The sequence below is a fragment of the Roseobacter litoralis Och 149 genome (assembly GCF_000154785.2).
Lineage (GTDB): Bacteria > Pseudomonadota > Alphaproteobacteria > Rhodobacterales > Rhodobacteraceae > Roseobacter > Roseobacter litoralis.
On record NC_015730.1, the window covers coordinates 24,181 to 50,083 of the forward strand.

General features: G+C 56.0%; 23 protein-coding genes and 1 tRNA gene. 17 read left to right on the top strand and 7 right to left on the bottom strand.

From position 1 onward, the window contains the following. Nucleotides 1-102: 102 nt before the first annotated feature. Nucleotides 103-1,107, top strand: a complete 1,005-nt coding sequence (locus RLO149_RS00110) for a DMT family transporter (protein WP_013960001.1) — start codon at nt 103-105, stop codon at nt 1,105-1,107. 77 nt (nt 1,108-1,184) lie between these two features. On the opposite strand, the gene RLO149_RS00115 is transcribed toward RLO149_RS00110, so the two are convergent. Next, the gene (locus RLO149_RS00115; RefSeq protein ID WP_013960002.1) at nt 1,185-1,499 is read right to left on the bottom strand and encodes a hypothetical protein; all 315 of its coding nucleotides are present in this window, start codon (nt 1,497-1,499) and stop codon (nt 1,185-1,187) included. A gap of 209 nt (nt 1,500-1,708) precedes the next feature. Next, a complete protein-coding gene (locus RLO149_RS00120; RefSeq protein ID WP_044025142.1) occupies nt 1,709-3,349 on the bottom strand; it encodes an ABC transporter substrate-binding protein in 1,641 nt (546 codons plus the stop codon). A 232-nt stretch (nt 3,350-3,581) separates the two neighbouring features. Between RLO149_RS00120 and RLO149_RS00125 the strand changes: the two genes are divergently transcribed. From RLO149_RS00125 to RLO149_RS00140, 4 genes are all read left to right on the top strand, one after another. Next, nucleotides 3,582-4,793: a HAMP domain-containing protein gene (locus tag RLO149_RS00125; protein WP_148264291.1), complete on the top strand. Its 1,212-nt coding sequence runs from the start codon at nt 3,582-3,584 to the stop codon at nt 4,791-4,793. A 181-nt stretch (nt 4,794-4,974) separates the two neighbouring features. Further along, nucleotides 4,975-5,051: transfer RNA gene (locus RLO149_RS00130), tRNA-Arg, on the top strand. A 285-nt stretch (nt 5,052-5,336) separates the two neighbouring features. Continuing rightward, nucleotides 5,337-6,380 (top strand): LacI family DNA-binding transcriptional regulator, encoded by a 1,044-nt coding sequence (locus RLO149_RS00135; RefSeq protein WP_013960005.1) that lies wholly within the window; start codon nt 5,337-5,339, stop codon nt 6,378-6,380. Then, complete coding sequence (locus RLO149_RS00140; RefSeq protein WP_013960006.1) at nt 6,377-7,588, top strand: winged helix-turn-helix domain-containing protein; 1,212 nt, start codon at nt 6,377-6,379, stop codon at nt 7,586-7,588. Before RLO149_RS00135 ends, RLO149_RS00140 begins: the two co-directional genes overlap by 4 nt. Here the strand turns inward: RLO149_RS00140 and RLO149_RS00145 are convergent. After that, nucleotides 7,585-8,286 (bottom strand): aspartate/glutamate racemase family protein, encoded by a 702-nt coding sequence (locus RLO149_RS00145; protein WP_013960007.1) that lies wholly within the window; start codon nt 8,284-8,286, stop codon nt 7,585-7,587. The genes RLO149_RS00140 and RLO149_RS00145 overlap by 4 nt on opposite strands. Nucleotides 8,287-8,317: 31 nt before the next feature. After that, nucleotides 8,318-8,833 carry a winged helix DNA-binding protein gene (locus tag RLO149_RS00150; protein ID WP_013960008.1) on the bottom strand — a complete coding sequence of 172 codons (516 nt, stop codon included), beginning with the start codon at nt 8,831-8,833 and terminating at the stop codon, nt 8,318-8,320. Nucleotides 8,834-8,967: 134 nt separating this feature from the next. On the opposite strand from RLO149_RS00150, the gene RLO149_RS00155 reads away from it, so the two are divergent. Genes RLO149_RS00155 through RLO149_RS00190 form a run of 8 tightly spaced genes read left to right on the top strand, consistent with a single transcriptional unit; the run spans nt 8,968 to nt 16,588 of the window. Next, on the top strand, nt 8,968-10,209 hold the full coding sequence (locus tag RLO149_RS00155) for an NAD(P)/FAD-dependent oxidoreductase (protein WP_044025487.1): 1,242 nt from the start codon (nt 8,968-8,970) through the stop codon (nt 10,207-10,209). 20 nt (nt 10,210-10,229) lie between these two features. After that, nucleotides 10,230-11,219: a TRAP transporter substrate-binding protein gene (locus tag RLO149_RS00160; RefSeq protein WP_013960010.1), complete on the top strand. Its 990-nt coding sequence runs from the start codon at nt 10,230-10,232 to the stop codon at nt 11,217-11,219. 59 nt (nt 11,220-11,278) lie between these two features. Next, nucleotides 11,279-11,803, top strand: a complete 525-nt coding sequence (locus tag RLO149_RS00165) for a TRAP transporter small permease (RefSeq protein WP_013960011.1) — start codon at nt 11,279-11,281, stop codon at nt 11,801-11,803. 4 nt (nt 11,804-11,807) lie between these two features. Continuing rightward, complete coding sequence (locus RLO149_RS00170; RefSeq protein ID WP_013960012.1) at nt 11,808-13,118, top strand: TRAP transporter large permease; 1,311 nt, start codon at nt 11,808-11,810, stop codon at nt 13,116-13,118. After that, entirely contained in the window at nt 13,118-14,047 is a 930-nt protein-coding gene (locus RLO149_RS00175; protein WP_013960013.1) for a hypothetical protein, read from the top strand. The genes RLO149_RS00170 and RLO149_RS00175 overlap by 1 nt, the downstream gene beginning before the upstream one ends. Before the next feature lies 1 nt (nt 14,048). Further along, a complete protein-coding gene (locus tag RLO149_RS00180; protein WP_013960014.1) occupies nt 14,049-14,786 on the top strand; it encodes a 5-oxoprolinase subunit B family protein in 738 nt (245 codons plus the stop codon). Then, nucleotides 14,783-15,805, top strand: a complete 1,023-nt coding sequence (locus tag RLO149_RS00185) for a 5-oxoprolinase subunit C family protein (RefSeq protein ID WP_044025143.1) — start codon at nt 14,783-14,785, stop codon at nt 15,803-15,805. Before RLO149_RS00180 ends, RLO149_RS00185 begins: the two co-directional genes overlap by 4 nt. Before the next feature lie 12 nt (nt 15,806-15,817). Continuing rightward, nucleotides 15,818-16,588, top strand: a complete 771-nt coding sequence (locus tag RLO149_RS00190) for a LamB/YcsF family protein (RefSeq protein ID WP_013960016.1) — start codon at nt 15,818-15,820, stop codon at nt 16,586-16,588. Here RLO149_RS00190 and RLO149_RS00195 read toward each other — a convergent pair. Beyond that, nucleotides 16,585-17,478 (bottom strand): LysR family transcriptional regulator, encoded by an 894-nt coding sequence (locus RLO149_RS00195; protein WP_013960017.1) that lies wholly within the window; start codon nt 17,476-17,478, stop codon nt 16,585-16,587. The genes RLO149_RS00190 and RLO149_RS00195 overlap by 4 nt on opposite strands. A gap of 305 nt (nt 17,479-17,783) precedes the next feature. On the opposite strand from RLO149_RS00195, the gene RLO149_RS00200 reads away from it, so the two are divergent. The 4 genes from RLO149_RS00200 (at nt 17,784) to RLO149_RS00215 (ending at nt 22,158) form a co-directional block, all read left to right on the top strand. After that, the gene (locus RLO149_RS00200) at nt 17,784-18,749 is read left to right on the top strand and encodes an ABC transporter substrate-binding protein (protein ID WP_013960018.1); all 966 of its coding nucleotides are present in this window, start codon (nt 17,784-17,786) and stop codon (nt 18,747-18,749) included. A gap of 93 nt (nt 18,750-18,842) precedes the next feature. Further along, nucleotides 18,843-19,898 carry a quaternary amine ABC transporter ATP-binding protein gene (locus RLO149_RS00205; protein ID WP_013960019.1) on the top strand — a complete coding sequence of 352 codons (1,056 nt, stop codon included), beginning with the start codon at nt 18,843-18,845 and terminating at the stop codon, nt 19,896-19,898. Next, complete coding sequence (locus RLO149_RS00210; RefSeq protein WP_013960020.1) at nt 19,895-21,436, top strand: ABC transporter permease; 1,542 nt, start codon at nt 19,895-19,897, stop codon at nt 21,434-21,436. The genes RLO149_RS00205 and RLO149_RS00210 overlap by 4 nt, the downstream gene beginning before the upstream one ends. After that, the gene (locus RLO149_RS00215) at nt 21,433-22,158 is read left to right on the top strand and encodes an alpha/beta fold hydrolase (protein WP_245538098.1); all 726 of its coding nucleotides are present in this window, start codon (nt 21,433-21,435) and stop codon (nt 22,156-22,158) included. The genes RLO149_RS00210 and RLO149_RS00215 overlap by 4 nt, the downstream gene beginning before the upstream one ends. Before the next feature lie 617 nt (nt 22,159-22,775). Here the strand turns inward: RLO149_RS00215 and RLO149_RS00220 are convergent. After that, entirely contained in the window at nt 22,776-25,034 is a 2,259-nt protein-coding gene (locus RLO149_RS00220; protein WP_013960022.1) for a hypothetical protein, read from the bottom strand. Then, entirely contained in the window at nt 25,031-25,900 is an 870-nt protein-coding gene (gene motA / locus RLO149_RS00225) for a flagellar motor stator protein MotA (RefSeq protein WP_013960023.1), read from the bottom strand. The genes RLO149_RS00220 and motA overlap by 4 nt, the downstream gene beginning before the upstream one ends. Nucleotides 25,901-25,903: the final 3 nt, after the last annotated feature.

The window sequence follows — 25,903 nt, forward strand, 5'->3', positions numbered from 1 at the left end:
CTATGCACCCAGTGCTCTTGCTGGAAAGGGTTCATCGGCCTAAAGCGTCCAAACAGCCCGCATTTCGCGGGCTGAGTCGTTTTGTACAAAGAGGTCGCCGAAATGGCACGCGGACCAATGAACCCCAATGTGAAAGGCGCATCCTTTGCGCTCATCGCCTTCGCCGTTTTTGCGTCACATGACGTGATCATCAAGGTGCTGGGGGCCAGCTATTCCCCCATTCAGATCGTCTTTTTCGGCGTGGTGTTCAGCTTTCCTCTGGCGATGCTTTATCTGTTGCGTGACACGACATCCGGCACATTGCTCCCGGTGCATCCATGGTGGATGGCGGCGCGCACGGTCGCGGCAGTCATCACCGGGTTTTGTGCGTTTTACGCCTTTTCCGTACTGCCGCTCGCACAGGTTTACGCCATTTTATTTGCGGCACCGCTGCTGATCACAATTCTCGCCATCCCTATCCTTGGCGAACAGGTCAGATGGCAACGCTGGATCGCTGTCTTTATCGGGTTGTGCGGCGTGCTGATCGTGCTGCGCCCCGGACAACAAGAGCTTGCACTTGGGCATCTCGCCGCGCTGATATCGGCCATTTGCGGGTCATTTGCCTCCATCATCGTGCGCAAGATCGGGCGTGAAGAGCGCACAGTCGTGATCATGCTCTATCCGATGATGGCGAATTTTGTCGTGATGGCTGCCCTGCTGCCCCTTGTGTATCAGCCGATGCCGCTTGCCGATCTTGGAAAGCTGGGCGTCATTGCGGTGCTTGCATGGATCGCCGGGCGTTTTCTGATCGCCGCCTATAACTCGGGAGAGGCAGTCATTGTGGCCCCCATGCAGTATTCGCAGATTCTGTGGGCGACATTCTACGGTGTCTTGTTCTTTGATGAGGTGCCGGACATGCCCACGATTGCCGGTTCAGCGGTCATCATTGCCAGCGGCTTGTTCATCGTTCTGCGCGAAAGCAGCGCGCCGGGTTCTGAACGCCCCGTTCAACGCACGCGATCACGGGCCGAAACCGGCACGTCACCGAGGGTCTCTGCGTTTTTGTCACCCGACCGCAAGTGGGGCAGGTCGAACAAGAAGAATACGTCCAAGCCAGATAATCCGTAGCATTTCTGGTTGTTTGGCACATCCGTTGAACAGCGATCATCATTGGTCAGCCGGGCGACCTCGGCACCTGCGTTGGGTTACTTTGCATGACCCAATCGACCTAGTTGCCCGTTGTTACGGCGGGTTTTGACGCCGTGATGGGTGACGTCACGCAAGCGTTTTTTGCCAATGCCGTGAAACCTGACGCGCGGTGCGCTGTGCACGATGACGACCTTCTGTTGCGCCGTTTTCTCTGGTCGCGGCGCGTTGGCAATGGCATCCGCCGCATAGGTATTGAACCATGATGAGTTTGTCACCGGCCCGCCTTGCGCATGGGATTGAGATGCACCTGCGACACCGGCAAGGGTGATCACGACTGCGGCGAGGCTGACTTTCTTTGTAAATCGGTTCATGGCCCTATCCTTGTCTTGAGCGGGCGGCGCAGGGTGCGTCGTCTTCTTCTCAAGATAGGCGCGGGCGTTGAAAGAATAAGGACTGGTGACTTCAACAGACGTCACAGAATTGCGACGTCTTGTAACACTGACGCATTGCTTCGCCTCTGTCCGCCTTCCGGTCCGCATGTGCGTTGTGCGGATCGGAAGGGGTCGTGTTGATCGGTGGCTTAAGCCGCGAAACCCAGTTTTGTGACGTGGATTTCGAAGGTCGGATGCATTTCGGCACCGACGATGCTTTCTTTGTGATGGCGATAGATCGAGCGCCAGTAAGGTTGAATGATCACGCCTTCGTCCTGCATGATCTTTTGCAGTTTGGCCATCACCTCGCGGCGCTGGTCCGCATCGGCAATCGCCATCGCATCCGACAACAGCGCATCAAACTCCGCATTGGCAAAGGCACTCTCGTTCCAAGGCTCGCCGGATCGGTAGGCCAGCGCCAGAACCTGCACGCCCAAGGGGCGCTGCGCCCAGTCGGTGCTGGACAGCGGGTACTTGGACCAGTCATTCCAGAACGTCGATCCGGGCAACACGGTACGTTTCACGTTCATGCCGGCATCTCGCAGCATGGCCGCCGCGGCGTCGGTTGTATCCTTGCGCCACGTGTCATCGATGGAAATCAGATCATGTTCGTAATCTGCCATGCCAGCTTCTTCCATCAAAGCCATGGCAGCGGCGGGGTCAAAGACCGGGGCAGGCAGTTCCGCGTATTCCGGATGGATGGGCGAGACATGGTGGTTTTCCGCTAGACGCCCGTTGTCTGAAAACCCAAGTTCCAGCAGCACCGCGTTGTCTACCGCCATCGCCAGAGCACGGCGCACGCGTGCATCGGCATAAGGCTTGATACCATCGACTTCGGCCGCCTGATTGGGCCGGATGACCACGGTGTTGGCGGTGACAGCTTCGGATTTCGCCAAGCCGATGTCATCCATGATAAAGATGAAATCGCCCAGGGATTCATAGACCATATCGACCTCATCCGCGTCGACGGCCGCCACGATGCTCGCCTGATCGGTGCCAAAGTCCAGATATTCGATACGGTCGAGGTACGCGCCCTCGCCCCACCAGTTGTGCGCCTCATTCCTGACAAGGGCTGCTCTGACGCCGACTTCGAATTCTGCTGGCATGTAGGGGCCGGTGCCGATCGGGTTGTCCAGCGGATCACCGTTGAAGCTTTGGTGCACGATGGCTGCAGGATAGTCCGAGAAGCCTGCGATTAACGTGATGTCGGGTTTTTCCAGCACCAAACGCACGGTTGCTGCGTCCTCGACGACGATCGCGCCCTCGCGGGCGACGCCTGTATCCGGATCGACAAGCGCGTCCATGCGCGATGCCATTGAATTACCCTCGACGCCTTTGTCGCACCACCTTGCGATGTTGAATGCCACATCCTCTGCGGTGAATACGTCGCCATTGCTCCACGTCACGCCCTGACGGACGGACAAGGTGTATTCGGTTGCATCCGCATTCACCTCCCACCCTTCAAGCAGCATGGGTTCGAAACTGCCGTCGATTTGATATTCAACGAGGTATTCAAGATACCCGCGTGTGTAGTTTGACATCTGCGGCCAGTCATAGGTGCGCGGGTCCTTCAGCGCTTTGACAAGTGATTCAATGCGCAGGGTGCCGCCGGCCTGTGCCGGACTTGCGGCTTGAGCGGGTTTTGACAGACCCAGCAAGCCATAGGCCGCAGCAGCGCTGACACCCAGAGATGTCGCACGGGTCAGGAACTCACGGCGCGACAAAGTGCCCGCTGCCACCTCCTTGGAATAGGTGCGGGCGGCGGGATGGATGGTGTCGGAAAATTTCATAAAACTCTCTCTCTCTGGCTGTCTTGGACATTCCAAACGAAACAAACACGAGCGGGACGTATACCGCAAACAGATAGTTCAAAAGCGACACCGTCAAGGGAGCGTGAGAGCCCATCCGCAATTGAACGCCGCTCTTAACGGACGGAGCGGCACGCGGGGGACATATGCGTTTCTACTTTAAATCATATGTGTCAGCGCTAACTGAAACTTTATGCAGCAGCGGGGCGCATCCGTGATTGATCAAAACAACCCCTCGATTGGCCGGTTCGACAAGTCGTTTCTGGTCCACATGATCCGAGACTTTTTCATCGTTCTGGTGATCGTTACCGTGGTCGAGTTTTCCCTCAAGGCGGCGTTGGTTTTTTACAGCTACTATGTGGATGGGGTGGAGCAGGCACAGCTTGTCGCCGAAGACCTTGCGGATAATGTCCGCTCGATCATGCGCAATGAAGGGGGGCCGGTTGCTGCCCGCACGATGTATCCGATCCTCGAAGAAAACTGGTCCGATCTGGGCTATGTGATCGCGATCGAGCCCGCCCCGGTCACCGTGGAATCCATCGAAGAAGGGTTCGGTTTCACGCCCAAGGGCATCCCGGCGGAAAACTGGCCAGAGGGGCGTTTTCAGGTTCACCAGATCGAGATCACGGCCGAAGATTTCTGCCTCGCCTGTCACACGCAGGCGTCGGTGGGCGACGTGCTGGGTACGGTGACGGTGCGCAATTATCTCTATCGTGATTTCAGCATCTGGTTCAAAGATGTCCAACTCACCGCGATCCTGTCTGCGGGCAAGATCGTTCTGCATTCCCTACTGTTGTTCCTGATCCTGCGCGCGCGGTTGGAGCCGCTGATGGAATTGCGATCCGTCATAAGCAACCTTGCGCGCGCTTACGGACGGCTTGACCATCGCGCCGAAATCAGAACCTCCGACGAATTTGGTGTGCTTGCGCGGGATCTGAATCTGTTTCTGGACCGGATCACCGGCATTGTTTCTGAACTTGATCTGGTGCTGGCTAAGGTTGTGAAAGCCAATGATGACATCATTTCGGTACAGGGCAGCTTGCGCGACACTGTGGACGACGTTGTTTCAGGTATCAGGCGCTTGGAACGCGACGCAATGCTCAGCGCAAAACGGGAGCCGCGTCTGTCGAATGAGTGGTTTGACGCGGTGAAAGGATCGATCAACGAGTTGGACACTGCTTTGGATGGTGCACAGGATGCGACGGTTGCGACAGACCTTCTGAAGGCACTCAGACAGGTGGTTGCGAATGCGGAAGGTCAGACAGCGACGAGTGAGAAAATCTATACAAACCTCGCGGATCTCGGCGATAAAAGCGAAACGCTGAAGTCTTCCACCCTTGAAATGACGCGGCTGGAAGAACGCCTGAAATCCATCATTGAAACCTGCGGTGGGTTGGTGCGCAGATTGAAGCCGGACGGGAAATGACCCCTCTTGACCCTACGTTCCGGTGGCTGAGCATGCGGCTGAACCGGCCAAGATCGAAACTGGGGGTCATGCGCCGCCCGTCCTGAGCTGTGACATAAACCCAAACTTCTCTGGTACGCAGGGGGGTGGCAGCAAAAAACCTTTACATCGACTTCTCATTTGGTATCGCTCTAACCGGTGTGGCCCCGTAGCTCAGCTGGATAGAGCACCAGATTCCTAATCTGGGGGCCGCAGGTTCAATTCCTGCCGGGGTCACCACTTTGGGCATCAACTGTTCTTGCTTTCTCGAACAGAGGTGCCGAGTAATCGTGCGGCGCCACGCTGGGGATGGTCCCTCACCGTGCAGCATGTCAGAATTCCAACAAATCGCATTGGCTGCAGGCCGTTTCTGCATATCGATGTAGAATTTATCCGCCACGCTCGCCGGGATCAGTCGCGCGCTGCATCACGGTACTGTTAGCGCTCAAACTACAGCACGTCCGACAGCGCTTGATAGGCAGCCCCATCGTAGGCTACCAATGCTCAACAGAACAGGAAATAACAGTGACAAGACCCAAACACCGACCGCTGACACTCAGAGATGTTTCCGAAGCCTGCGGGGTTTCCGAGATGACGGTCAGCCGGGTTCTGCGTAACCGCGGCGATGTCTCTTCGGCCACCCGCGAAAAGGTGCTGGCCTCGGCAAAAGCGCTTGGCTACGTGCCAAACCAGATTGCAGGGTCGCTGGCCTCGCAACGGGTCAATCTTGTGGCCGTCGTGATCCCGTCGCTGTCGAATATGGTGTTTCCCGAGGTACTGACGGGCATCAACCGAACGCTTGATGACACACCGCTGCAACCTGTCGTTGGGGTGACGGATTATCTGCCGGAGAAAGAGGAGCAGGTCCTCTATGAAATGCTGTCATGGCGGCCTTCAGGGGTGATCATCGCTGGGCTTGAGCATTCAGACGCAACGCGTGCCATGCTCACCAATGCCGGTATTCCGGTTGTCGAGATCATGGATACCGATGGCACGCCCGTGGATTCAATGGTCGGCATTTCGCACCGGCGGGCGGGGCGGAAAATGGCCGAGGCGATCCTGAAACAAGGTTTTAGCCGCATCGGGTTTATGGGCACGAAAATGCCGCTCGACCACCGCGCTCGCAAAAGGTTTGAAGGGTTTACCGAAGGGTTGACCAAGGCCGGGATCGAAATCGAGGACCGCGAGTTTTATAACGGCGGCTCTGCGCTGGCCAAGGGGCGCGAGATGACACAAGCGATGCTTGAACGTTCGCCTGATCTGGATTTCCTGTATTATTCCAATGACATGATCGGCGCGGGCGGTATGCTTTGGCTCATGGATCAGGGCGTTGATATTCCCGGAGAGGTCGGCCTCGCCGGGTTCAACGGGGTTGAACTGCTTGAGGGTCTGCCGCGCCAACTGGCAACGATGGATGCCTGCCGCTCAGAGATTGGCGAGAAAGCCGCACAGATCATTCTGGACCGCAGTGCCGCACTCGATACAGAAGACAGCTTTGAACCGCAGCACATCACGCTTGCGCCAAAAATATCTTTTGGGCAGACCCTGCGCCGTCACGGACAAGGATGAATACACTCACCCTGAGCAATTCAGACGCTCGGCGGTTGTTTCTTGACCGGCATGCGCTTTCTGAAGCACCCGTCGGCGACGCTCGGAAAGCAGACCTGCTTCAGTTGATCGGCAGGCTTGGTTTTGTCCAATTGGACAGCATAAATACAGTCGCGCGTGCGCATGATCTGATCCTTTTTGCACGACGGCCCCGCTACCGGCCCAAAGCGCTCAAGTCGCTCTATGAAAAGGACCGCGCGCTTTTCGAACATTGGACACATGATGCCGCCGTCATTCCCATGGAATACTATGCGTGGTGGCAGTTGCGACGCCAACGAGACGCTGAAAAGCTGCGCAAACAGTGGAAAAGTGGCCGGCGCGGCGGGTTCGAAACGCAGTTTCAAACCATATTGGATCAAATTCGCGATCAGGGCCCGGTCTGTTCATCCGATGTTGGTGCTGGGGAAAAACGCGGATCAGGCGGCTGGTGGGACTGGCACCCGTCCAAAACGGCTTTGGAATACCTGTGGCGCAGCGGTGCGCTCTGCGTTGTCGGCCGGGAAGGTTTCCGGAAACGCTATGATCTGACCGAACGCGTGGTTGATGCAGCTCTTTGCAACGCGCCCCTGTCTGAGGACCATCAAAGGGCCACGATTGACTGGTGTTGTGCCGGTGCACTTGAGCGTTTGGGATTTGCGACTCCGACCGAACTGGCCGCATTCTGGGACCACATCACCTTGGCGGAGGCCAAAGAGTGGTGCGCGCAAGAACTGGCCAGTGGGCACCTGCAACCTGTGCAGATCACCTGCGCGGATGGAAGCGCGCGGCACAGCTTTGCGCGTCCCGATATAGCTGCTGATCCCGCGCTTGACCGCCAACCTACAAAACGTTTGCGCGTGCTGAGCCCGTTTGATCCGGCCCTCAGGGACCGAAAACGCGCCGAGCGGCTGTTTGGATTTGAGTATCGCATTGAGGTGTTTGTGCCGGAAGCCAGACGCAAATACGGCTATTATGTTTTCCCAATTCTACAGGGCGACAGGGTGGTGGCACGCGTTGATATGAAAGCATTTCGCAATGAGGATGTCCTCAGGGTCAAAGCTTTATGGCCCGAACCGGGCCTGCGTTGGGGCAAAGGTCGGCAAGCGGATTTTGAAGCAGAATTGGCCCGTCTGATCCGGCTTGCCGGTGTCAGCAAAGTCGAATTCGATGACGGTTGGCTGCGGCTTTAAGAACTCGGAAAAACCTGCGGGTTCAGGCTTTGGTAAAACCAGTTGAGATAAGTGTAGATCGAATACACGGGCAGCCCCGTCGTTCGTCTCAGGTCCGCCGCATAGGGCACCATATTGGTGCATTCGAGCAAGATCGCACCCGTCTGTGGTGCAGTCTCAACAAGGTTTCGCCCAACCTCGACCAGCTCACGCCGCGCGCATTCCACATCCAGATCAGCGCGGTTTTCGAGGATCGAACGCGCGAAGGCGGTCCCCTCCATACCCACAATCGCGCAGTCTTCTGGCACGCCGGCAATTCCCAGATGCTGCTGCGTGAGGCTGGTTTTTGAGATCGTGATAATGCCCAGATGTTTGTCGGGCGCCAGTGTCGCTTGAATTTGTGCCGCCTGTTCAAGGGCTGAGGCTGCGACCGGTACACCCAAGGCTTGCGCCAACTGGGGTCGGATCAACGCGAGAAAGCCGCATGTCGTGGCAACCCCGGTGCACCCTTGTGCAACAAGACGCTTTCCCTCGCTGATAAAGGCGCGCACGAATGGCGACGTGTCTTCGCACACGATGGCTTGTGGGGATGCCCCCGACACAACCGCATACTGCACCGGGAAACCCCATGTCCGAGGGTTGCCAATGTCACCCGGCACGCGCGGAAACCGCGTATCAAGCATCAAGATGCCGAGTTTATCCGTAGCTTTGCTGTTCATGCCATCTCTGTGCCCGTTCGGCAAAACGCAATCAATAGGTCGTCGCGGCCCGCGCGGCCTGATCGTACTGCCCGGACATCAGCCGCAACAGGGTTGCTGCACGACTGACCTGTCCGGGCTCCAGCCCCAACTCTCCGACAGCGCGCAATAGCAAGCCTTCGCGGATTTCGCGATATCTTTCACAGGTTTCCGCGCCTTTTGCAGTCGCCACAACGGTTTTTTCCTTGCCCTGACGCCCATCTTTGACAAGCCCTGCCTTGATCAGTTTTTTAATCGCATAGTTGACCGTGTGCGTGTCTTCCACGTTGAGGACCAAACAGATATCGGCGAGTTTTTTCGGGCGCTCCCGGTGGTAGACTGAATGGAGAACAAGAACGTCAAGCGCACCAAGTTCGGGATAGCCCGCCATCGCGATGGCGCGCACCATCCAGCGCTGAAAAGCATTGCCCGCCAGCGTCAGGCCAAACTCCAATTCCGAGATTTCGGCAAAAGAGCCGCTGGCGAGGTGAGCAGAAGACACAACTGGTCCGGGGAAGCTATCAGACATATTACCAGCCTGCCCATCGCTGACATTTTGTCAACAATTTGTTGACGTGTGGTAAAAGATTGCTCCTAATGGGCACGAGAATCAGTCTTGAGGTGCGCCTTGTTCTATTTCTGCGTCAGCATAGAGATTTCGCATTGACCAAAAATGTGGTGGTCATAGGTGCGGGCATCGTGGGCGTTTCCACGGCGATTTGGCTACAGCGCGCAGGGGCGGACGTGACGATCATCGATCGGGCAGGGCCGGGAAAAGGCACCTCACATGGCAATGCGGGCGTGCTGGCAGCTGCCGCCATGGTTCCCGTCACTACGCCGGGGTTGATCAAAAAAGCACCGGGCATGTTGTTCAACCCCGATTTCCCGCTGTACCTGCGCTGGTCGTACCTGCCGAAAATCGCACCTTGGTTGGTGAAATACCTGTCGAACGCAAATGATGCTGACACACGGCGCATTGCGCGGGATCTGGCGCCGATTGTGACCGACAGTGTAAGCCAGCATAAATCTCTGGTCAGCGAACTCGGGCTGGATGCCTGGGTCACCGAAAGTGACTATTGCTTTGCCTATACGGATGAGGCCGCTTTCCAGAGCGAGGCCTATGTTTGGGCGCTGCGGCGTGATGCTGGTTTTGAACCCGAACTGATCCGGGGCGGGGATGTTCAGGATTATGAGCCCAACATCAGCCCAAACGTGGGTCTGATCGCTGCGTTGAAAGACCATGGGTTCATTCGTGATCCCGGCGGATATGTGCAGGCGCTGGCAAAGGCCTTTGAGAGCATGGGCGGCAAAATTATCGAGGCTGAAGTCAAGGATTTTGACCTCAGCGGGGGACGCATCAGCGGGTTGGAAACCACCATTGGGCGGGTTGATTGTGACGATGCGGTACTTGCAACAGGTGTCTGGTCGAAACCCATGATGAAAAAGCTCGGCCTGAATATCCCACTGGAATCCGAGCGTGGGTATCACATCGTATATGAAGACGCGACAGGCGGCCCCGCGCGCCCCACCATGATCGCATCGGGCAAGTTTGTGGCAACGCCAATGGCACAGGGTGTGCGCTGCGCTGGTATCGTTGAACTGGGTGGCCTTGATGCCGGACCCTCGGATGCGCCACTGAATTTCCTGCGCAAAAAGGCGAAAGAAACCTTTCCGAATTTGAAAGCCACCGCTGAGATCGAGTGGCTTGGTCACAGGCCCGCGCCAACGGACAGTCTGCCGCTGATTGGGCAGATCGGCAAAACCGGCGTGTTTACGGCCTTTGGCCATCACCACATCGGCCTGACCGGCGGCCCCAAGACCGGGCGGCTTGTGGCCGGACTGGTGATGGAGCAGCCTGCCAATCAGGACCTCACCGCCTATGCACCGCAAAGATTCGAAACCTAAAAACCAACATGGAGAGTACAATGAAAATAACAAAAAAACTGATGGCAAGTGCCGCGACAGTTGCCTTGGCTGTTACATCTGCCGCCCCGGCCTTTGCGGCGGAAAAATGGGATATGCCGATGGCCTATTCTGCGTCCAACTTCCATTCTGAAAATGGTGTCGCCTTTGCCGAATGCGTAGGTGCTGGCACCAATGGTGAGATCACGATCGAAGTACATGCGGGCGGGTCGCTTTTTGCGGGTGCCGACATCAAACGCGCGATCCAGACCGGGCAGGTTCAGATTGGCGAGCGTTTGCTATCGGGCCACCAGAACGAAAGCGCGGTCTTCGGATTTGACAGTATTCCGTTCCTCGCACCGTCATTTGACGCCAGCGACAAACTGTATGAGGCGGCCAAACCATCCATCGAAGCACTGCTGGATGAACAAAATCTCGAACTGCTCTATGCCGTGCCATGGCCACCGCAGGGGCTGTATTTCAAGAAAGAAGTGAACAGCGTTGCCGATATGGCAGGTGTGAAATTTCGGTCATACAACAACACGACCAGCCGACTTGCCGAGTTGACGGGCATGTTGCCTGTGACTGTTGAGGCCGCAGAAATCAGTCAGGCCTTTGCCACTGGCGTCGCGGAATCCATGGTGTCGTCGGGTGCGACGGGCTATGATCGCAAGGTCTGGGAAAGCCTGACGCATTTCTATGAAGTCGACGCATGGCTGCCGCGCAACTACGTGATGGTCAATCAGGACGTCTGGGCGGATGTTTCGGATGCCAACAAAGACGCGATCCGTGCCTGCGCAGACGAGGCCGCAGCCCGTGGCCTTGAGGCGTCCAAGGCCTATACGCAGTTCACGATGGACGGCTTGGCGGCTGGTGGGATGACCGTGCAGCCTGCAGGTGATGCGCTGATGGCCGAATTGCGCGCGATTGGTGAGACAATGACAACTGAATGGCTCGATGCTGCGGGCAACGAGGGCGCGGCGCTCGTCGACGCCTTCAAGGCAGCTCAGTAAACGCGGCGGCGGCCCCTGCAAGGGGGCCGCTCGTCTCTATCTCAACTCAGGAGCCCGCCATGACAGCCCTGCGCAAGACGCTGGATTTCCTCTACCTTGCCGCCGGTGTTCTGGCAGCCATCTGTCTGATTTCAATTCTGCTGCTGATCGTGGCGCAGATGGTGGCCCGCTGGACGGGCGAGATTTTTCCCGGCGCGCCTGACTACGCGGGCTATGCCATGGCAGCCGCCAGCTTTTTTGCCTTTGCCAACGCGCTGAACCACGGCGCGCATATTCGCGTTTCCATCTTGTTAAACGCCGTCCCCACAGGGCCCAAACGGGTGTTGGAAGTCTGGTGTTTCGGCATCGGCGCGGCCATTGCGTGGTATTTCACCTATTACGCCTATTGGTTCGTCTACTGGTCGTGGAAATTCAACGAAGTCAGTCAGGGACAGGACGCAACTGCGCTGTGGATTCCACAGTCCGTCATGGTGATTGGCGGCGGACTTTTGGCGATCGCGCTCACCGACAATCTATTCCATGTCATTTTCAAAGGGGATCATCGGATCGTGCGCGACACCCTCGATGATCATTTCGAGGTGTGAACAGATGACTGAACTTTACGCAATCGGGATTTTCCTCGCGGTCCTCTTTTTACTTCTCGGCACGGGCGTCTGGGTGGGTCTGGCGCTCATGGGCGTGGCTTGGGTCGGGATGGAGCTTTTCACCACGCGGCCTGTTGGGGACACGATGATCACAACGATCTGGGCGTCCTCCAGCAGTTGGACGCTGACGGCACTGCCCCTGTTTATCTGGATGGGCGAAATCCTCTATCGTACCCGCCTGAGCGAAGACATGTTCAAAGGTCTTTCCCCATGGCTGGCGCGACTGCCGGGAGGGCTTGTCCATACCAATATCGTGTCCTGCACGGTGTTTGCTGCCGTTTCCGGCTCGTCTGCGGCCACGCTGACCACCGTGGGCAAGATGGCGATCCCGGAGTTAAGGGCGCGTAATTACCCTGAGAAAATGGTTATTGGCACGCTGGCCGGAGCGGCCACGCTTGGCCTCATGATCCCGCCGTCCCTCGCGCTGATCGTCTATGGCGTGACGGTGAATGAAAGCATCACCAAGCTGTTCTTTGCCGGTGTCTTTCCGGGCCTGATCCTCGCCAGTATGTTCATGGCCTATGTAGCGATTGTCTCCTTCACGTCCAAGGACTGGAACCCGACCATTGAACGGGGCATGAGCTTTGGCGAAAAAGTGCGCAATTCGAAATTCCTCGCCCCCGTCTTTGCGCTGATCGCCGTGGTCATCGGGTCGATGTATCTGGGATATGCCACCGCAACCGAAGCCGCCGCCATCGGGGTCATCGGCTCCCTGCTGCTGGCGCTGACCCAAGGCTCGCTGACCATGGCATCGTTTCAGGCCAGTTTGATGGGCGCGATGCGCACGTCTGCCATGATCGCCCTGATCCTTGCGGGCGCGGCGTTTCTGAAACTGTCGATGGGCTTTACTGGTCTGCCGCGCGCGCTGGCCGATGGCATCGCGGCGATGGAGCTTGGACGCTTTCAACTGCTCATGGCACTTTTGGTGTTTTACATCATCTTGGGTATGTTTCTGGATGGGATTTCAGCCGTCGTGCTGACCATGGCCATTGTTGAACCAATGGTCCGTGAAGCTGGCATCGATCTGATCTGGTTTGGCATCTTTGTGGTGGTCGTCGTCGAAATGGCGCAGATTACCCCACCCATCGGGTTCAACCTCTTTGTGTTGCAAGGCATGACGCGACACGAAATGGGGTACATTACCAAAGCGGCCTTGCCGATGTTCCTGATCATGGTTTTGATGGTCTTTGTTCTGATCTGGTTCCCGCAGATTGCCACATGGCTGCCTGAAAACCTCAGACAAAACGCCAATTAGTGCTCGGAGCTCTCTTATGGCGCATTTCGGAAAATGGACGGCTGACATTGATTGCCGGGCTGATCGCTGGGCTTACGCTGCCGGGGCTTGCCGCGGCGTTGCAGCCGTGGTTGCCGCAGATGGTGGCCGCACTGCTGACGATCACGGCTTTGCGGATCGGACATCGTGCAGCCTCGGGTGCTTTGGGCGATTTGCGCTGGGGCATCGCATCGGTTCTGGTGTTGCAGTTCCTTTTGCCACTGTGCCTGTTCGCACTGTGCTGGAGCATCGGCATAGCGGGCACGCCCGTTGCGTTGGCCGTCATGCTGGCAACGGCAGCACCAGCTATTTCCGGCGCGCCAAACCTCGCGCTGATGCTTGGCCAGAACGCAGGCCGGATGATGCAGATCCTCGTTCTGGGCACAGCATTATTCCCGATCACCGTCCTTCCTTTGCTTTGGCTCACGCCGCAGTTTGGCGATCCGCAGTTGGTTTTGCGCGCTGCGCTGTCGCTGCTGGGGGTCATAATCGCCGCTACCTGTCTGGGGTTTGGCCTGCGCGCGGTGGTTTTTCCCGCACCGACCAAGGGCCAGATCAAAGCGCTCGATGGGTTGTCGGTTCTGGCTTTTTCGGCCATCGTCGTTGGGCTCATGGCCGCCCTCAATCCGGCGTTGCGCAACAACGTCCAAGATGTCGCCATCTGGGCAATACTCGCGTTCAGCATCAGCTATGGCGCGCAAATCATCGTCTACCTTTTCCTGCGACGCTCACGGCTCAAAGACGTGGCAGGCCCCCTTGCGATTGGCGCGGGCAACCGCAACATCGCCCTGTTTCTCGTTGCATTGCCCGAACAGGTCATGGCCCCATTGATGGTGTTTATCGGCTGCTGGCAGTTGCCCATGTACCTCACTCCTATGCTGCTGCGCTGGCTGTACAAAGCAGAGGGCTGACATGATATCTTACCCGCAAATCAAAACGGTCGGCCTGTCCGGCTTGCTGGTCACCTTCGCCGAAAAAATGAGCAGCCCTGCAAACCGTGCAGCCCTCGCGTTTCGCGCCGCTGTCGTCGCAGCAGACTGGCCTGAAGTGCGCGAAACCAGCATGTCGCTTGTGTCCGTATATGTGGTCGCGGATTTGGTCAGTGAAGATATCCCAAAGCTGATCTCAAAGCTGGAGGGCCTGTTGGCACAAACCGATTGGTACGCCGCACCGTTACCAAAAGGGCGCACGCTTTGGCATGTCCCGACAGTTTATGGCACCGACCTTGCCCCCCAACTGGCAGAGGCCGCGGAACTTGCAGGTGTCGATCCCGATACCGCCATCCAACAGCTTTCAACGACCCGCATGCGCGTTTTGACCATCGGCTTTGCTCCCGGTCAGCCCTATATGGGCGAGTTGGGCGAAAACTGGAACATCCCGCGCCAGCAGGATCTGACCAAAAGTGTGCCGGCGGGCGCACTGGTTGCGGCAATCCGGCAGTTGGTCGTTTTCACGGCCCCCACGCCGACAGGCTGGCGACACGTCGGGCAAACCGCATTCCACAACTTTCGCCAGAAAGCTCAACAGCCCTTTGCCCTGACCCCCGGCGATGAGCTGCTGTTTCCACAGGTATCGCGGCAAACCCTTCAGGACATCATGGCGACCGACGCATCCGGCAACGGTGGCGCAGAGCGGGAGACATTGCCGTGAGCGGACATCTCATCATACATACCGCAGGTCCGGGATCATCTGTGCAGGACATGGGTCGGGCGGGTTTTCTTGCCTATGGTCTGACACGCGGCGGGGCGGCAGATCAGATAGCCCTGCACGAAGCGGCGGCTCTGCTGGGCCAAAGTCCAACGCATGCGGCGATTGAGATGGTTGGGGTCGGGGGCACGTTCGAAAGCAGCGTGGACACAGTCATTGCGCTGACCGGTGCGGAAATGTCGGCCAGCATTGACGGCTCTGCCGTGGTTTGGCACGCCAGCCATAGCCTGCCCAAAGGCGCCAAGCTGAAAATCGGCGGGGTGCTGAAAGGGACCTATGGCTATCTCAGTGTCGCGGGTGGCATAGACACGCCGCAGATCATGGGCGCGCGCTCCACCCACTTCAAAGCAGGGATTGGTAGCGTTCTAGAGCCAGGTCAAACCCTGCCGCTCGGGGCGGCCACGACGCAGCGGCCGGGGTTTTTGATTGCAGCCAGTGATCGGTTTGCAGGCGGCGATATTCGCATTGTTCCTTCGGTTCAGACGGACCAGTTTTCGCCAGAAACGCTGACCCGGTTTGCGCAGACGACGTTCCGTCGCGATGCCCGCGGGAACCGCCAGGGCGTGCGCATGGATGCGGAAACGGATGGCTTTTTCGTGGATGGCGGTTTGAGCATTGTGTCCGAAGTGATCACCGAAGGTGATATTCAGGTCACAGGCGACGGTGCGCCTTACGTGCTGATGTGCGAATGCCAGACGACCGGCGGCTACCCGAGGATCGGCACCGTACTGCCATGCGATCTCGCACGCGTGGCGCAGGCCCCCGTGGGCGCGCCTCTGCGGTTTCGTTTTGTGACAGTAGACGAGGCCCGAGAAGTCGAAATCAAATCTCGTGCAGAAATCAAAGCCCTTGCCGGGCGCGCAAAGCCTCTGGTGCGCGATCCTCACGATATATCGGATCTGCTGAGCTATCAGCTGGTCAGCGGTGCGGTTTCTGCAACAACAGACCCTTTTGCCGAATAACAGGAGAGCCAAATGAAACGCGTAGATCTGAATGCCGATATGGGCGAAAGCTTTGGCCCGTGGAAAATGGGCGACGATGCGACCCTGCTGAAAACCGTGTCATCGGCGAATATCGCCTGCGGTGCGCATGCCGGTGATCCCGACGTCATGATTGCCACGATGCGCACGGCCCATGAAAACGGCGTGGGGATCGGCACGCATCCCGGATTTGCGGATTTGCAGGGCTTTGGGCGGCGGCGCATGTCTGTCCCCCGCGCCAGTCTGCAAAACTCAGTCCGGTACCAGGTGGCAGCCTCTGTCGGGGTTGCGAAATCCATCGGCGCGAAGGTAAGGCACCTCAAGCTACATGGCGCTTTGGCCAATATGGCCTCCGAAGACGACGCGCTTGCCCGCGATCTCTTTGAGGCGGCACTGTCTGTCGATCCCGACCTGATCGTCATGGTGCTCTGCGCCACGGCACAGGAAGAGGCCGTACGTGCACTGGGCTGTTCCTTCGCAGGTGAAATCTTTGCCGACCGCGCCTACAATGATGACGCTACACTGGTCGACCGCAGCCTGCCGGGTGCGGTCATTCATGATCCGCAGATTGCAGGCCCGCGTATGGTCGAGATGGTGCAGGCAGGGGCCATCATCACGGAATCAGGCAAACGGATCGAAACATCCATCGACACGATTTGTCTGCATGGCGATACGCCAACTGCTGTGGAAATTGCGCGTTCCGTGCGGGCAGCGCTTGAAGGTGCTGATATTGTAGTCAAACAATTTGACGGTCGCATTGCCTAATTTTTGTGCACGCTCCAGTGCTCAACGAGGGCACTGGCGGTTGCATCCTGCAAATCTGCATATAGCGCGATCTCCAATGGTTCTCGGCCAAGCTGGTGCGCCAGAGAGATCATCGCGCCACTTTCAACTTCCTTGTGGCACATGCCGACGGGCAACCATCCGACACCCATGCCGTTCAGAACCAGCTCCTTGATGCCGCTCGACAACGCCGTTTCGCAGACCGGGTTTGCACTGAGGATGTGTGTCGCAAATGCCCGCCCCGAGCTTTGCAACACCTCCCCAAAGTAGCTGCTTTGAGGGTAGACGATGGCGGGCATTTCCAGCGGAACCGTGCCATCATCGCGCACCCCAGCCCGCAGCCCGCCCCCAACGACCGGGATCAGATAGTCATCCCCCCAGACCACGCGCCGGATCGTTTCATCGAAGGGCATCGGCCGCGACTTGGGGGATTCGTAGCACAGCAGCACACGGGTATCCCCCCGCAGGAACATCGTTACACAGTCGCGCAAGTTCCCGGCCCGCAACCTGAATTTCAGCCCCGGATATCGCTGTTTTGCATGTAGGACCATATCGGGAAAGCTCGAAAATATAGGAGCGTGCTGGGCCGAGATTGATACGGTTGAACTGCCGGGATCGAAGTTCCGTATCTTGTCTTTCAAATCCTTCAAACGCGCGAGGAGCGCTCGGATTTCGGCTTCACTTCCGGTCAGCGCCGGGCTGATCTTGATGGCGTTTGACTGACGGTCCAGAACCGCCATACCAAGCCAGTCTTCGAAGTTTCTGATCCGCCGCGAGAACGCAGGCTGCGTAATGTTCCGCCGCGCCGCCGCACGGGTCATATTCCCCTCTTCCAACAGTACCAGCACGTCATCCAACCATTGTACGTCCATAAAATCGCCCCATTGCCCATACCAAATATATGGGCGCCCATACAAAATTGCACTATTTTTTGCGCATGCCATAGCGCAGAGTATGAGCGATATGAAAAACTAGAAGGCTCTGCGCGTGCCAGACAATCAGGTCTTATCCAAAAGGGCCGTCGCCGAAAGGCCAGATCTGACAGGCAGCCGCTGCACAGACCCTTCTATGGCGCTGGTGACATGCGCATACGTTGCGCTGTTTCGCTATCAGGGTACAATCCGTTTACCGGGCCACACGAAGTAACACAAAAAACGTTCAACAAGGAGAGACCACTATGTCAATGAAACGGGTACTTATATCCGCCACAGCAGCCCTCGCGCTGTGCTCAACACCAGCCCTCGCGGCTGAAGAGGTCAAGATCGGCGTACCGAGCTGGACCGGCGCGCAAGCCATTGCCCATCTGCTGGGCGCCGTTGTCGAAATGCGCATCGGCGGCACGGTCGAATATGTTCCGGGCAATAATGCGACGATTTTCCAGGCGATGGATCAGGGTAAGGGCGACATTGATGTACACCCGGATGTCTGGTTGCCCAACCAGGAGAGTTTTACCAAGAAATATGTCGATGAAGCCGGCACGGTGACGCTGTCCTCTAACCCCTATGAGGGAAATCAGGGGTTCTGCGTCTCGCAGGACTTTGCCAAGGCGAATGACATCTCTGACATCGCAGACCTCGGTCGTCCTGATGTCGCGGCGCTCATGGACAGCGATGGCGACGGCAAGGGAGAAATGTGGATCGGCGCGCCCGGATGGGCCTCTGCAAACGTGAATGAAGTCAAGGTCCGCGACTACGGTCTGCTGGATTTCATTGAACCGATCCGCGCGGAAGAAAGTGTAAAGACAGCCCGGATCAAGGACTCGATCACGAAAGGCGAAGGCTATGCGTTCTATTGCTATAAGCCGCATGCCGTCTGGTTCATGTTCGATGTTGAAATGGTTTCGGAGCCCGCGTTTGATCCCGAAAAATATGTGATGTTCCAACCATCTGACGATGCGGATTGGTATGAAAAATCAACAGTTGCCTCAAAAGATGCCCTGAAGGATGTGCAGATCGCATGGTCGAATTCTTTGCCAGAGCGCTCGCCCGCGATTGCGGAGTTCTTTGAGCGCTTTTCCCTGACAGCGGATGATGTGTCAGGATTTGCGTATGAAATCAGTGGGCAGGGCCGCGATCCGGCGGAAGTCGCACGGGAATGGGTCGAAGCAAACCCAGAGCGTGTGGATGGCTGGCTCGGGCTCTGAGGCGGAACGCTTTTTGAACGATCCGGTTCCGGGTTTACCGGGGCCGGATACCCGACGCCTTTGCCATGCATGCAACACACGAAAAGGTCCGTCATGAACCAGGATACAGTCATCGAAATCTCAAACGTGTGGAAGATTTTTGGCGCGCACCCCGAGGCCGCGCTCAAAGCGATCCATGATGAAGGTCTGACCAAGGCAGAGGTGCTTGCACAGTACAATGCGGTGGTCGGCGTTGCGGATGTCAGCCTCTCTGTGAACAGGGGCGAGATTTTTTGCATCATGGGCCTGTCGGGCAGCGGCAAATCCACGTTGGTGCGGCACTTTAACCGGCTACTTGAGCCGACTGCCGGGCAAATCCTGATCGAAGGCACTGATGTCATGGGCCTTGGACCGAAAGAACTGCAGACTTTTCGCAATCTCAAAATAGGTATGGTGTTTCAGAATTTTGCGCTGATGCCACACCGGTCCGTTCTGGATAATGTCGCGATGCCGCTCGAAATTCGGCAGGTCAGCAAGAACGACCGTATGCGTCAAGCCGCGGCCATTCTCGACATCGTTGAACTCGGTGCGTGGGGCGCCAAATTCGCACATGAGCTTTCTGGTGGGATGCAGCAGCGGGTCGGCCTTGCCCGCGCGCTTGCGGCGAACCCGGATGTCTTGTTGATGGACGAGCCCTTCAGCGCGCTTGACCCACTGATCCGTCGTCAGTTGCAGGACGAGTTTATCCGCCTGTCGAAAATCCTCAAAAAGACAACAATCTTTATCACTCATGATCTGGACGAAGCGGTGCGCATCGGTGACCGCATTGCCATTATGCGGGACGGAAAACTGGTCCAAACCGGCACAGCCGAAGAAATCGTGATGAACCCTGCAGATGACTACGTCTCTGATTTCGTGGCAGGTATTTCGCGTCTCAAGGTCGTCCGTGCACATGCGGTCATGCAACCCATTGAACAGTTTGTCCAAAATATGGGGCCGATCCCTGCGGATGCACCTCGCGTGAACGAAGGCGAAACGCTGAGTACGCTTATCAACCTCGCCATAGACAAAGAGAGCCCCATTCTGGTCGAGGATAACGGGGCAGATGTTGGCGTCATTACGCGGGCAGATATCTTGCGCACAGTTATTGAAGGGACCGAAATGTCATGAAAGACACACCCGAAAATCCGCTCGATGCAAAAGACACCGAAGGCGCGCGGGCCTATGCCGCGGAGCGACAGGCAAACATTCGCACCTTCGTGCGCACAAATCCTGACTATTATATCGCGCAATTTGATACGATCGGCGCAAGCGCGAAATTCACGGCGACCTTTAATCTCATGGCCGGTCTTTTCGGACCCGTCTGGTTCGGCGCGCGTGGTCTTTGGTCTTGGGCCTTGCCGTTTTTGATTATTGAAACGCTGGCTCTCGTCCAGATTTCACGTGGTCTTTTCGGTGATCTTGCAGCAGACGCGCGCGCGCGCATCGCCTCGATCGAAGGCACGCTGGAACTTCGCCAACAGCAATTGGCTGCGGCCATAGAAAGCGGGTCTGACAGGGTGGATGTGTATCAGCGCACCGTCGACTCCTTGCAGGCCGCGATTGGCGGTATCAGGGCGGATGCAGATGCGCTGGCAGAACAGGGTCTGTCCATAGCCTTGTCCGGTTTGGCGATCCTTTTGGTGGTCAAAGCCGTGCAGGCTGCTGTCGCCAATTGGGCGCTGGAAGCTCGCTTTTCAGAATGGCTCTCTGACCGTACGGTCAGGTCAGGTCTGCCGATGTCCAATATCATCTGCAGTGCGGTTTTTATGGCGTTGATCGTTTTGGCAGCGATGATCCACTACAGCTTTCCCGGACGATTCACGATCCTCACGGAATTCCCAACCAACCCGGAATACCGACTAACCGCGATCAATGAGGTTGAGGCTTTCTTTGCCTGGTGCGTGGCGAACGGCGAAGTGCTGTTTGATTTTATCACCTATGGTATCCGCATGATACTGGATGCGCTGGAGCTGATTTTTGTCAGCACACCATGGATCGTGATTGCCAGCCTGATCGTGCTGCTAACGTGGCTGACCGCTGGTGTACGCACGGCGGTCTGGTCGGCGGCATTCCTGTCTTACATGGGGCTATTGGGCTTTTGGGAAAAGGCCATGACCACGCTGGCCCTGTTGGGCACTGCCGCCTGTCTGTCGATATTGATCGGCATTCCATTGGGTATGTTCTGCGCCCGGCGACCAAAGTTCTATTCGTTCATCCAGCCGATCATGGACTTCATGCAAACTATGCCCGCCTTTGTCTTCATGATCCCGGTAATCGCGTTTTTTGGCACCGGCAAACCGGCAGCCGTTGTAACGACGATGATTTTTGGTGGCACACCAGTTGTGCGTCTGACGGTTCTTGGGTTGCGTGGGGTGCCGGAAAGCGTGCGCGAAGCGGCCATCTCATTCGGGGCAAACAAATGGTATCTGCTGACCCGCGTTGATCTGCCTTTGGCCGCGCCGTCCATCCGGGCAGGGATCAATCAGACGATTATGCTGTCGCTTGCGATGGTGGTTGTGGCCTCGCTGATTGGCGCAAAAGGACTGGGCGAAGATGTCCTTGAAGCGCTGCAATATGCGAATGTGGGGCAGGGTATTCTCGCCGGTTTCGCGATCCTGTTCTGCGCGATGATCCTTGATCGGATTGTACAGGGTCAGCGCAAGTGAGCCTTCCGCTGGTTTGTGTACATGGGTTCATGGGCGGCCAAAAGCAGTGGCATTTGCAAGAGGAAGCTTTGGGTGCTGAACGTTCCCTCGTTCTCGTGGCGCTCCCGGGGTTTGGTGATCTGAACGGCGAACCTGCGATCAGCACGATCAATGGTCTGGCAAAACGGGTGCTGGCGGCTGTTGATGCGCAAGGGATTATGCAGTTTGACCTGATGGGTCATTCCATGGGCGGCATGATCGTGCAAGAAGTCATTAGACTTGCGCCGGATCGTGTCAGGCGTCTGATCCTATATGCCACCGGGTCAATTGGTGTGCTGCCCGGCCGGTTCGAGACCATCGAAGAAAGCAAGGCACGCGGGCACTGTGACGGCATTCAATCAACAGCAAGGCGTATTGCAGCGACCTGGTTTCTGCATGGTGAGGCGGCGCGTTGTTATGGACCTTGCGCCGATATCGCTGCGCAAACCTCACCGGATGCCTTTCACGCAGGGCTTGAGGCGATGCAAAGCTGGTCGGGGCAACCGGATTTGCCATCGATTCGATCAGAAACCCTGATCCTGTGGGGGGACCGTGATCGCACCTATCCATGGTCACAAACCGAAATTTTGTGGCAATCCATTCCGCATGTCCACCTTGCTGTGGTACCCGGTTGCGCCCATGCCGTCCACATGGAGAAACCTGCGTTGTTCAACGCAACATTGAAAGACTTCCTCGAAGCGTAAAGCGCGTTTCGCTTTGATGGCGTCCGAACATCAATAGCGGTCCTGTTTTCCGGGACCGGGATTGAAAACACCCTTCACTGAGGGCTACGGCGATTGTCGAAACTCAGTTCCTCAGACTGTCTGGGCTGGCTAAGCAAGCCTCATAGCCTTGATCGAGAGCCATAGGGTTGAGGGTCACTGAAGGTTTCACCGGCCATCTTGTCAAATCAGCTGCTCCAACAAGGCGCTTAAACCGCCGAGTCCAGTCTTAGCATATTACACCAACGGCCACCTGCTCAAAACGCAAACATTCCAATGGAACTCCTAGCAGTTCTACGCAAGCTTTCGAACCGGCCTCTTCAGGTGTGACCAATTCGTTGCGTCACTTGATGTGCTCAATACTCTGCCCCTGCTTCAGTCAAGTAATCAGCTCAATGCGCTCCATATCCATGGAGGCTTTTTTTGCCAAATCTCATCTGCTGCGTAGCAGAAGCTGTTGTCCAAGGCGGTCCAACCAAGAATGACACGACTAGAGCGTCTGACGAAATACCTGAAACATCGAGTATCACGTAACGCGTTGAAATATTTGGTTTCAGGCAGCGTTACGTGATTCAGGTTTTTCGCATGACGCTTTAGTCTTAATTATTGAATTCAAGCTCGGTCAGAAGTCCTTCCAAAGCCAATCTTGCATTTGCACTCGCAGCTAACGCTCGGTTGCTGTTGTCTATCATTCTATTGTCTTGTGGTATTGTGTCGACGGCTTCGTTTGCCAGCGCACGCACTTGCCCAAACGTCTGATCTTCCTCGGTCAAAAGGTTGTTCCAATCGTCTGACAGCCAAGCCATATCTCTGGCGACTGTTTCAGCTTCCGCCAATGAAAAGTACTGAGCGGCGATTTCGGGCTTGCCCAGACCCTGCATCGCCTGCCCCTTAATGAGTGCTGCTTCCGGACCGTCTAAGTCACTGATCAGGTCGTAGCTTCGCTGATAGTTGTTCTGAAAAAGCGAGATTCTTGATCTTAGCATTCTCACGTCTTGTGAAAGAAGCTGACCAGGAAGGTTTAAAAGCACTGATTCAGCCTCATTTTGAAAGCCCAGGTCGAACAGTCTTTCGGCCGTCGCTAGTATTGCTTTTTGGTTCAAAGCTTCTTTACTAGTCGGAAACTGCTCGAAGTAGCCTGCCAAAAAGTCCACATCCCTTGCGCCATTGGCAAATTCGGTGAAAGCAAAACTCGTAAGTTCGGTTACAGTCTCAGCATTAAGTTTTGATTTCTGTTCTTCTATAGATGCGAACGCTTTGCCATATTGCCCTGAACTGGCAGCCGCTAAAACGAAGGAACGAAACATTTTTGGTCCTTGTTCTGAGTTCCTTAGTTCGAATGCATAGGTTTCAGCGAGCAAAGCTAAGTCTGCTTGCACCGGCTTTCTTGTAGCCACTTGTCGTTCTATGAGCTCAATGATGGCCTCAGGCGTTTCGTTCGTTTCGCTATTTACTATTTCGTTTATGATCGCGTCGGCTTTCGTGGACTCGTTACGAAGGTCCGACAACTCTGCTTGAACCATTTTGGGCTGCGCATCGTTGTCAGCTAGCCTTTGAAAGCTCCGAATTGCGATGCTGGCATTTGCCACATCGCCGCGCGCTGACAAACGCTCACTTACTTTTTGAGCAAAATGAGGCTTGAGGTGGTTTGGCAATTTTTCTAACCCGCGTAAAGCTGCGAGCGCATTGACTGTTCGGTCCATTGGAATTTCCGACGCTGCCAAAAGGGCCCAAAGCGCTAAATCTGAGTCACAATCTGCAAAGCGGTGCAAACTGCGGGGGTTGTGAGCGTGGCCAAACTCTAAAATGTTAGCTATGTCCAACAATTCCGGATACTCGGCCTTCAGGTTTGGAGCCATTTCCAGTGTCTGTTTCGCTTCTTGACCTAGTCCGAAGAAAAGTTGCAAGCGCGCGTGATGCAGAACTTTTTCCGGCACCAAACGACCTGACGGATCATAGAGATCAAGAACCGAAGCACCAATCTGCTTTCCCATGTCCTCTTCAGCGCCCCAAGATGCAAAGTCAACTATCGACGGATCCGCACAAACAGGGCTGGACGCAACAATGTCCTGCTCTCGCCCGCTTTCGGGTATGTCACTGCTATTGGAAATCCTCATGTTTCCAGTTGAAGGAATAGCAGCAACTGGTATCTGCTCTGACGTATCGAATATTTCCACAGGCGGTGCTTCAGAACTTTCTGCTGAACTGGCTATCGAAATATCAGGCTTCGGCCTCAATATTCCTCTGGACGCCGCAGACGAAAACGCTGCCAAGAGCCTTTCTTGAGTCTCTGAAACAAGTTCGTTTTCCGTCCGGTTCGTTTGTTCGCCGTTCGAATTGACCGCTTCGCTTGATCCTTCCTGCATGAGGTCTGCAGAGTCTTGATCACTTTGCCGATCAGCTTGCGACCAAAGCAATTCACCATAAGTAAAGCCGGATACTGGAACCCCAAGGGCCTCCGGTCTGTTGTCAACGTCCGTTAGAACTTCGGACACAGGTGCCTCTGAGTTCGTGATATCAATGACCAAAAAACTGTTTTGTTCTAGGAAAGCATTCACAGTGCAATTGCACGCCAGTTGAAGCTCCAATTGTGAGGCTTTCGCCACCAAAGCCTGCAAGCGCGTTCTGGGGATAATTTCAAAAGCGACGCTTAGATCAAAGCCCTCGTTATGATTTATCAAACGGAGAACTGGGGTGTTAGTTTCTTGTTCCATGCTCCATTGAACGCCGGCCGGCAGTTGCATTACCAATCTGGTAAAGGAAGCGTGTTCGCCCGAACGGACTACGATTGGTTCCGCGGCCAAAGGCATCGGAAGTAAAATCGCAAAAACTATGGACAGTAACTTTAGCTTTTTCATGCAGCATTCTGCTTGACTGATTTCAGAGCTTCTTCCAGTTCCGCAAAGCTGGGGCGATGGTGTGATGGTGTATTCTGCCGGCCAACTTCAATACAGATATTCGTTGCATGTGCATGCAAGTTCGCCACCAGAACTTCTCTAATAAGCTGATAAAAGTGACCATCTTCTTCTGTGACGCTTTTTACTTTCGCAGCGAATGGGCCCACGAAGCCATATGCCAGGAACACTCCTAAGAAAGTACCGACCAGAGCGCCGCCGATGAGTTTACCCAATACTTCAGGCGGTTGATCAATCGAGCCCATCGTCTTGATGATGCCCAGAACAGCAGCAACAATACCGAGTGCAGGAAGCCCGTCGGCTACGGTTTGCAGCGCGTGGCTGGAGTGCATTGCATGGTGCATGTTTGCCTCCATGCGCTTTTCAAGAACTTCTTCGACTTGGTGAGGATCATCGTAATTCATAGAAGCAGACCGAAGGGTGTCACAAATCAGAGCCACTGCTTCCTTGTCTTTTACGATTTTCTCGTACTTCGAAAAGATCGATGACTCTTCGGGGGATTCAATATGCTCTTCGATTGCAACCGGGTTTTGACGCGCCAATCTGATCAGTTCGAACAGTAAACAGAGGAGGTCTTTGTAGTCTGAATGTGACCATTTCGGTCCTTTGAAGACCCTACCAAGATCGCGCATCGTGTGCTTGATCGCTGACATATCGTTGCTTATCAGAAAAGCACCTACGGCTGCGCCTCCAATCATTGTCATCTCGAATGGTAGTGCTTTAAAGATGATGCCCATCTTGCCGCCAGCGGCGAGGTAGCCCCCAAAGACCATTGCAAATACGGTGATTATGCCGATGATTCCGATCATGCC

What these genes read in the sequence shown, in the direction of transcription:
- RLO149_RS00180 (WP_013960014.1), top strand. Translation starts at nt 14,049, where the DNA reads ATGATATCTTACCCGCAAATCAAAACGGTCGGCCTGTCCGGCTTGCTG.
- RLO149_RS00190 (WP_013960016.1), top strand. Translation starts at nt 15,818, where the DNA reads ATGAAACGCGTAGATCTGAATGCCGATATGGGCGAAAGCTTTGGCCCG.
- RLO149_RS00115 (WP_013960002.1), bottom strand. Translation starts at nt 1,499, where the DNA reads ATGAACCGATTTACAAAGAAAGTCAGCCTCGCCGCAGTCGTGATCACC.
- RLO149_RS00165 (WP_013960011.1), top strand. Translation starts at nt 11,279, where the DNA reads ATGACAGCCCTGCGCAAGACGCTGGATTTCCTCTACCTTGCCGCCGGT.
- motA (WP_013960023.1), bottom strand. Translation starts at nt 25,900, where the DNA reads ATGATCGGAATCATCGGCATAATCACCGTATTTGCAATGGTCTTTGGG.
- RLO149_RS00140 (WP_013960006.1), top strand. Translation starts at nt 6,377, where the DNA reads ATGAATACACTCACCCTGAGCAATTCAGACGCTCGGCGGTTGTTTCTT.
- RLO149_RS00160 (WP_013960010.1), top strand. Translation starts at nt 10,230, where the DNA reads ATGAAAATAACAAAAAAACTGATGGCAAGTGCCGCGACAGTTGCCTTG.
- RLO149_RS00120 (WP_044025142.1), bottom strand. Translation starts at nt 3,349, where the DNA reads ATGAAATTTTCCGACACCATCCATCCCGCCGCCCGCACCTATTCCAAG.
- RLO149_RS00170 (WP_013960012.1), top strand. Translation starts at nt 11,808, where the DNA reads ATGACTGAACTTTACGCAATCGGGATTTTCCTCGCGGTCCTCTTTTTA.
- RLO149_RS00200 (WP_013960018.1), top strand. Translation starts at nt 17,784, where the DNA reads ATGTCAATGAAACGGGTACTTATATCCGCCACAGCAGCCCTCGCGCTG.
- RLO149_RS00210 (WP_013960020.1), top strand. Translation starts at nt 19,895, where the DNA reads ATGAAAGACACACCCGAAAATCCGCTCGATGCAAAAGACACCGAAGGC.
- RLO149_RS00205 (WP_013960019.1), top strand. Translation starts at nt 18,843, where the DNA reads ATGAACCAGGATACAGTCATCGAAATCTCAAACGTGTGGAAGATTTTT.
- RLO149_RS00195 (WP_013960017.1), bottom strand. Translation starts at nt 17,478, where the DNA reads ATGGACGTACAATGGTTGGATGACGTGCTGGTACTGTTGGAAGAGGGG.
- RLO149_RS00220 (WP_013960022.1), bottom strand. Translation starts at nt 25,034, where the DNA reads ATGAAAAAGCTAAAGTTACTGTCCATAGTTTTTGCGATTTTACTTCCG.
- RLO149_RS00145 (WP_013960007.1), bottom strand. Translation starts at nt 8,286, where the DNA reads ATGAACAGCAAAGCTACGGATAAACTCGGCATCTTGATGCTTGATACG.
- RLO149_RS00110 (WP_013960001.1), top strand. Translation starts at nt 103, where the DNA reads ATGGCACGCGGACCAATGAACCCCAATGTGAAAGGCGCATCCTTTGCG.
- RLO149_RS00150 (WP_013960008.1), bottom strand. Translation starts at nt 8,833, where the DNA reads ATGTCTGATAGCTTCCCCGGACCAGTTGTGTCTTCTGCTCACCTCGCC.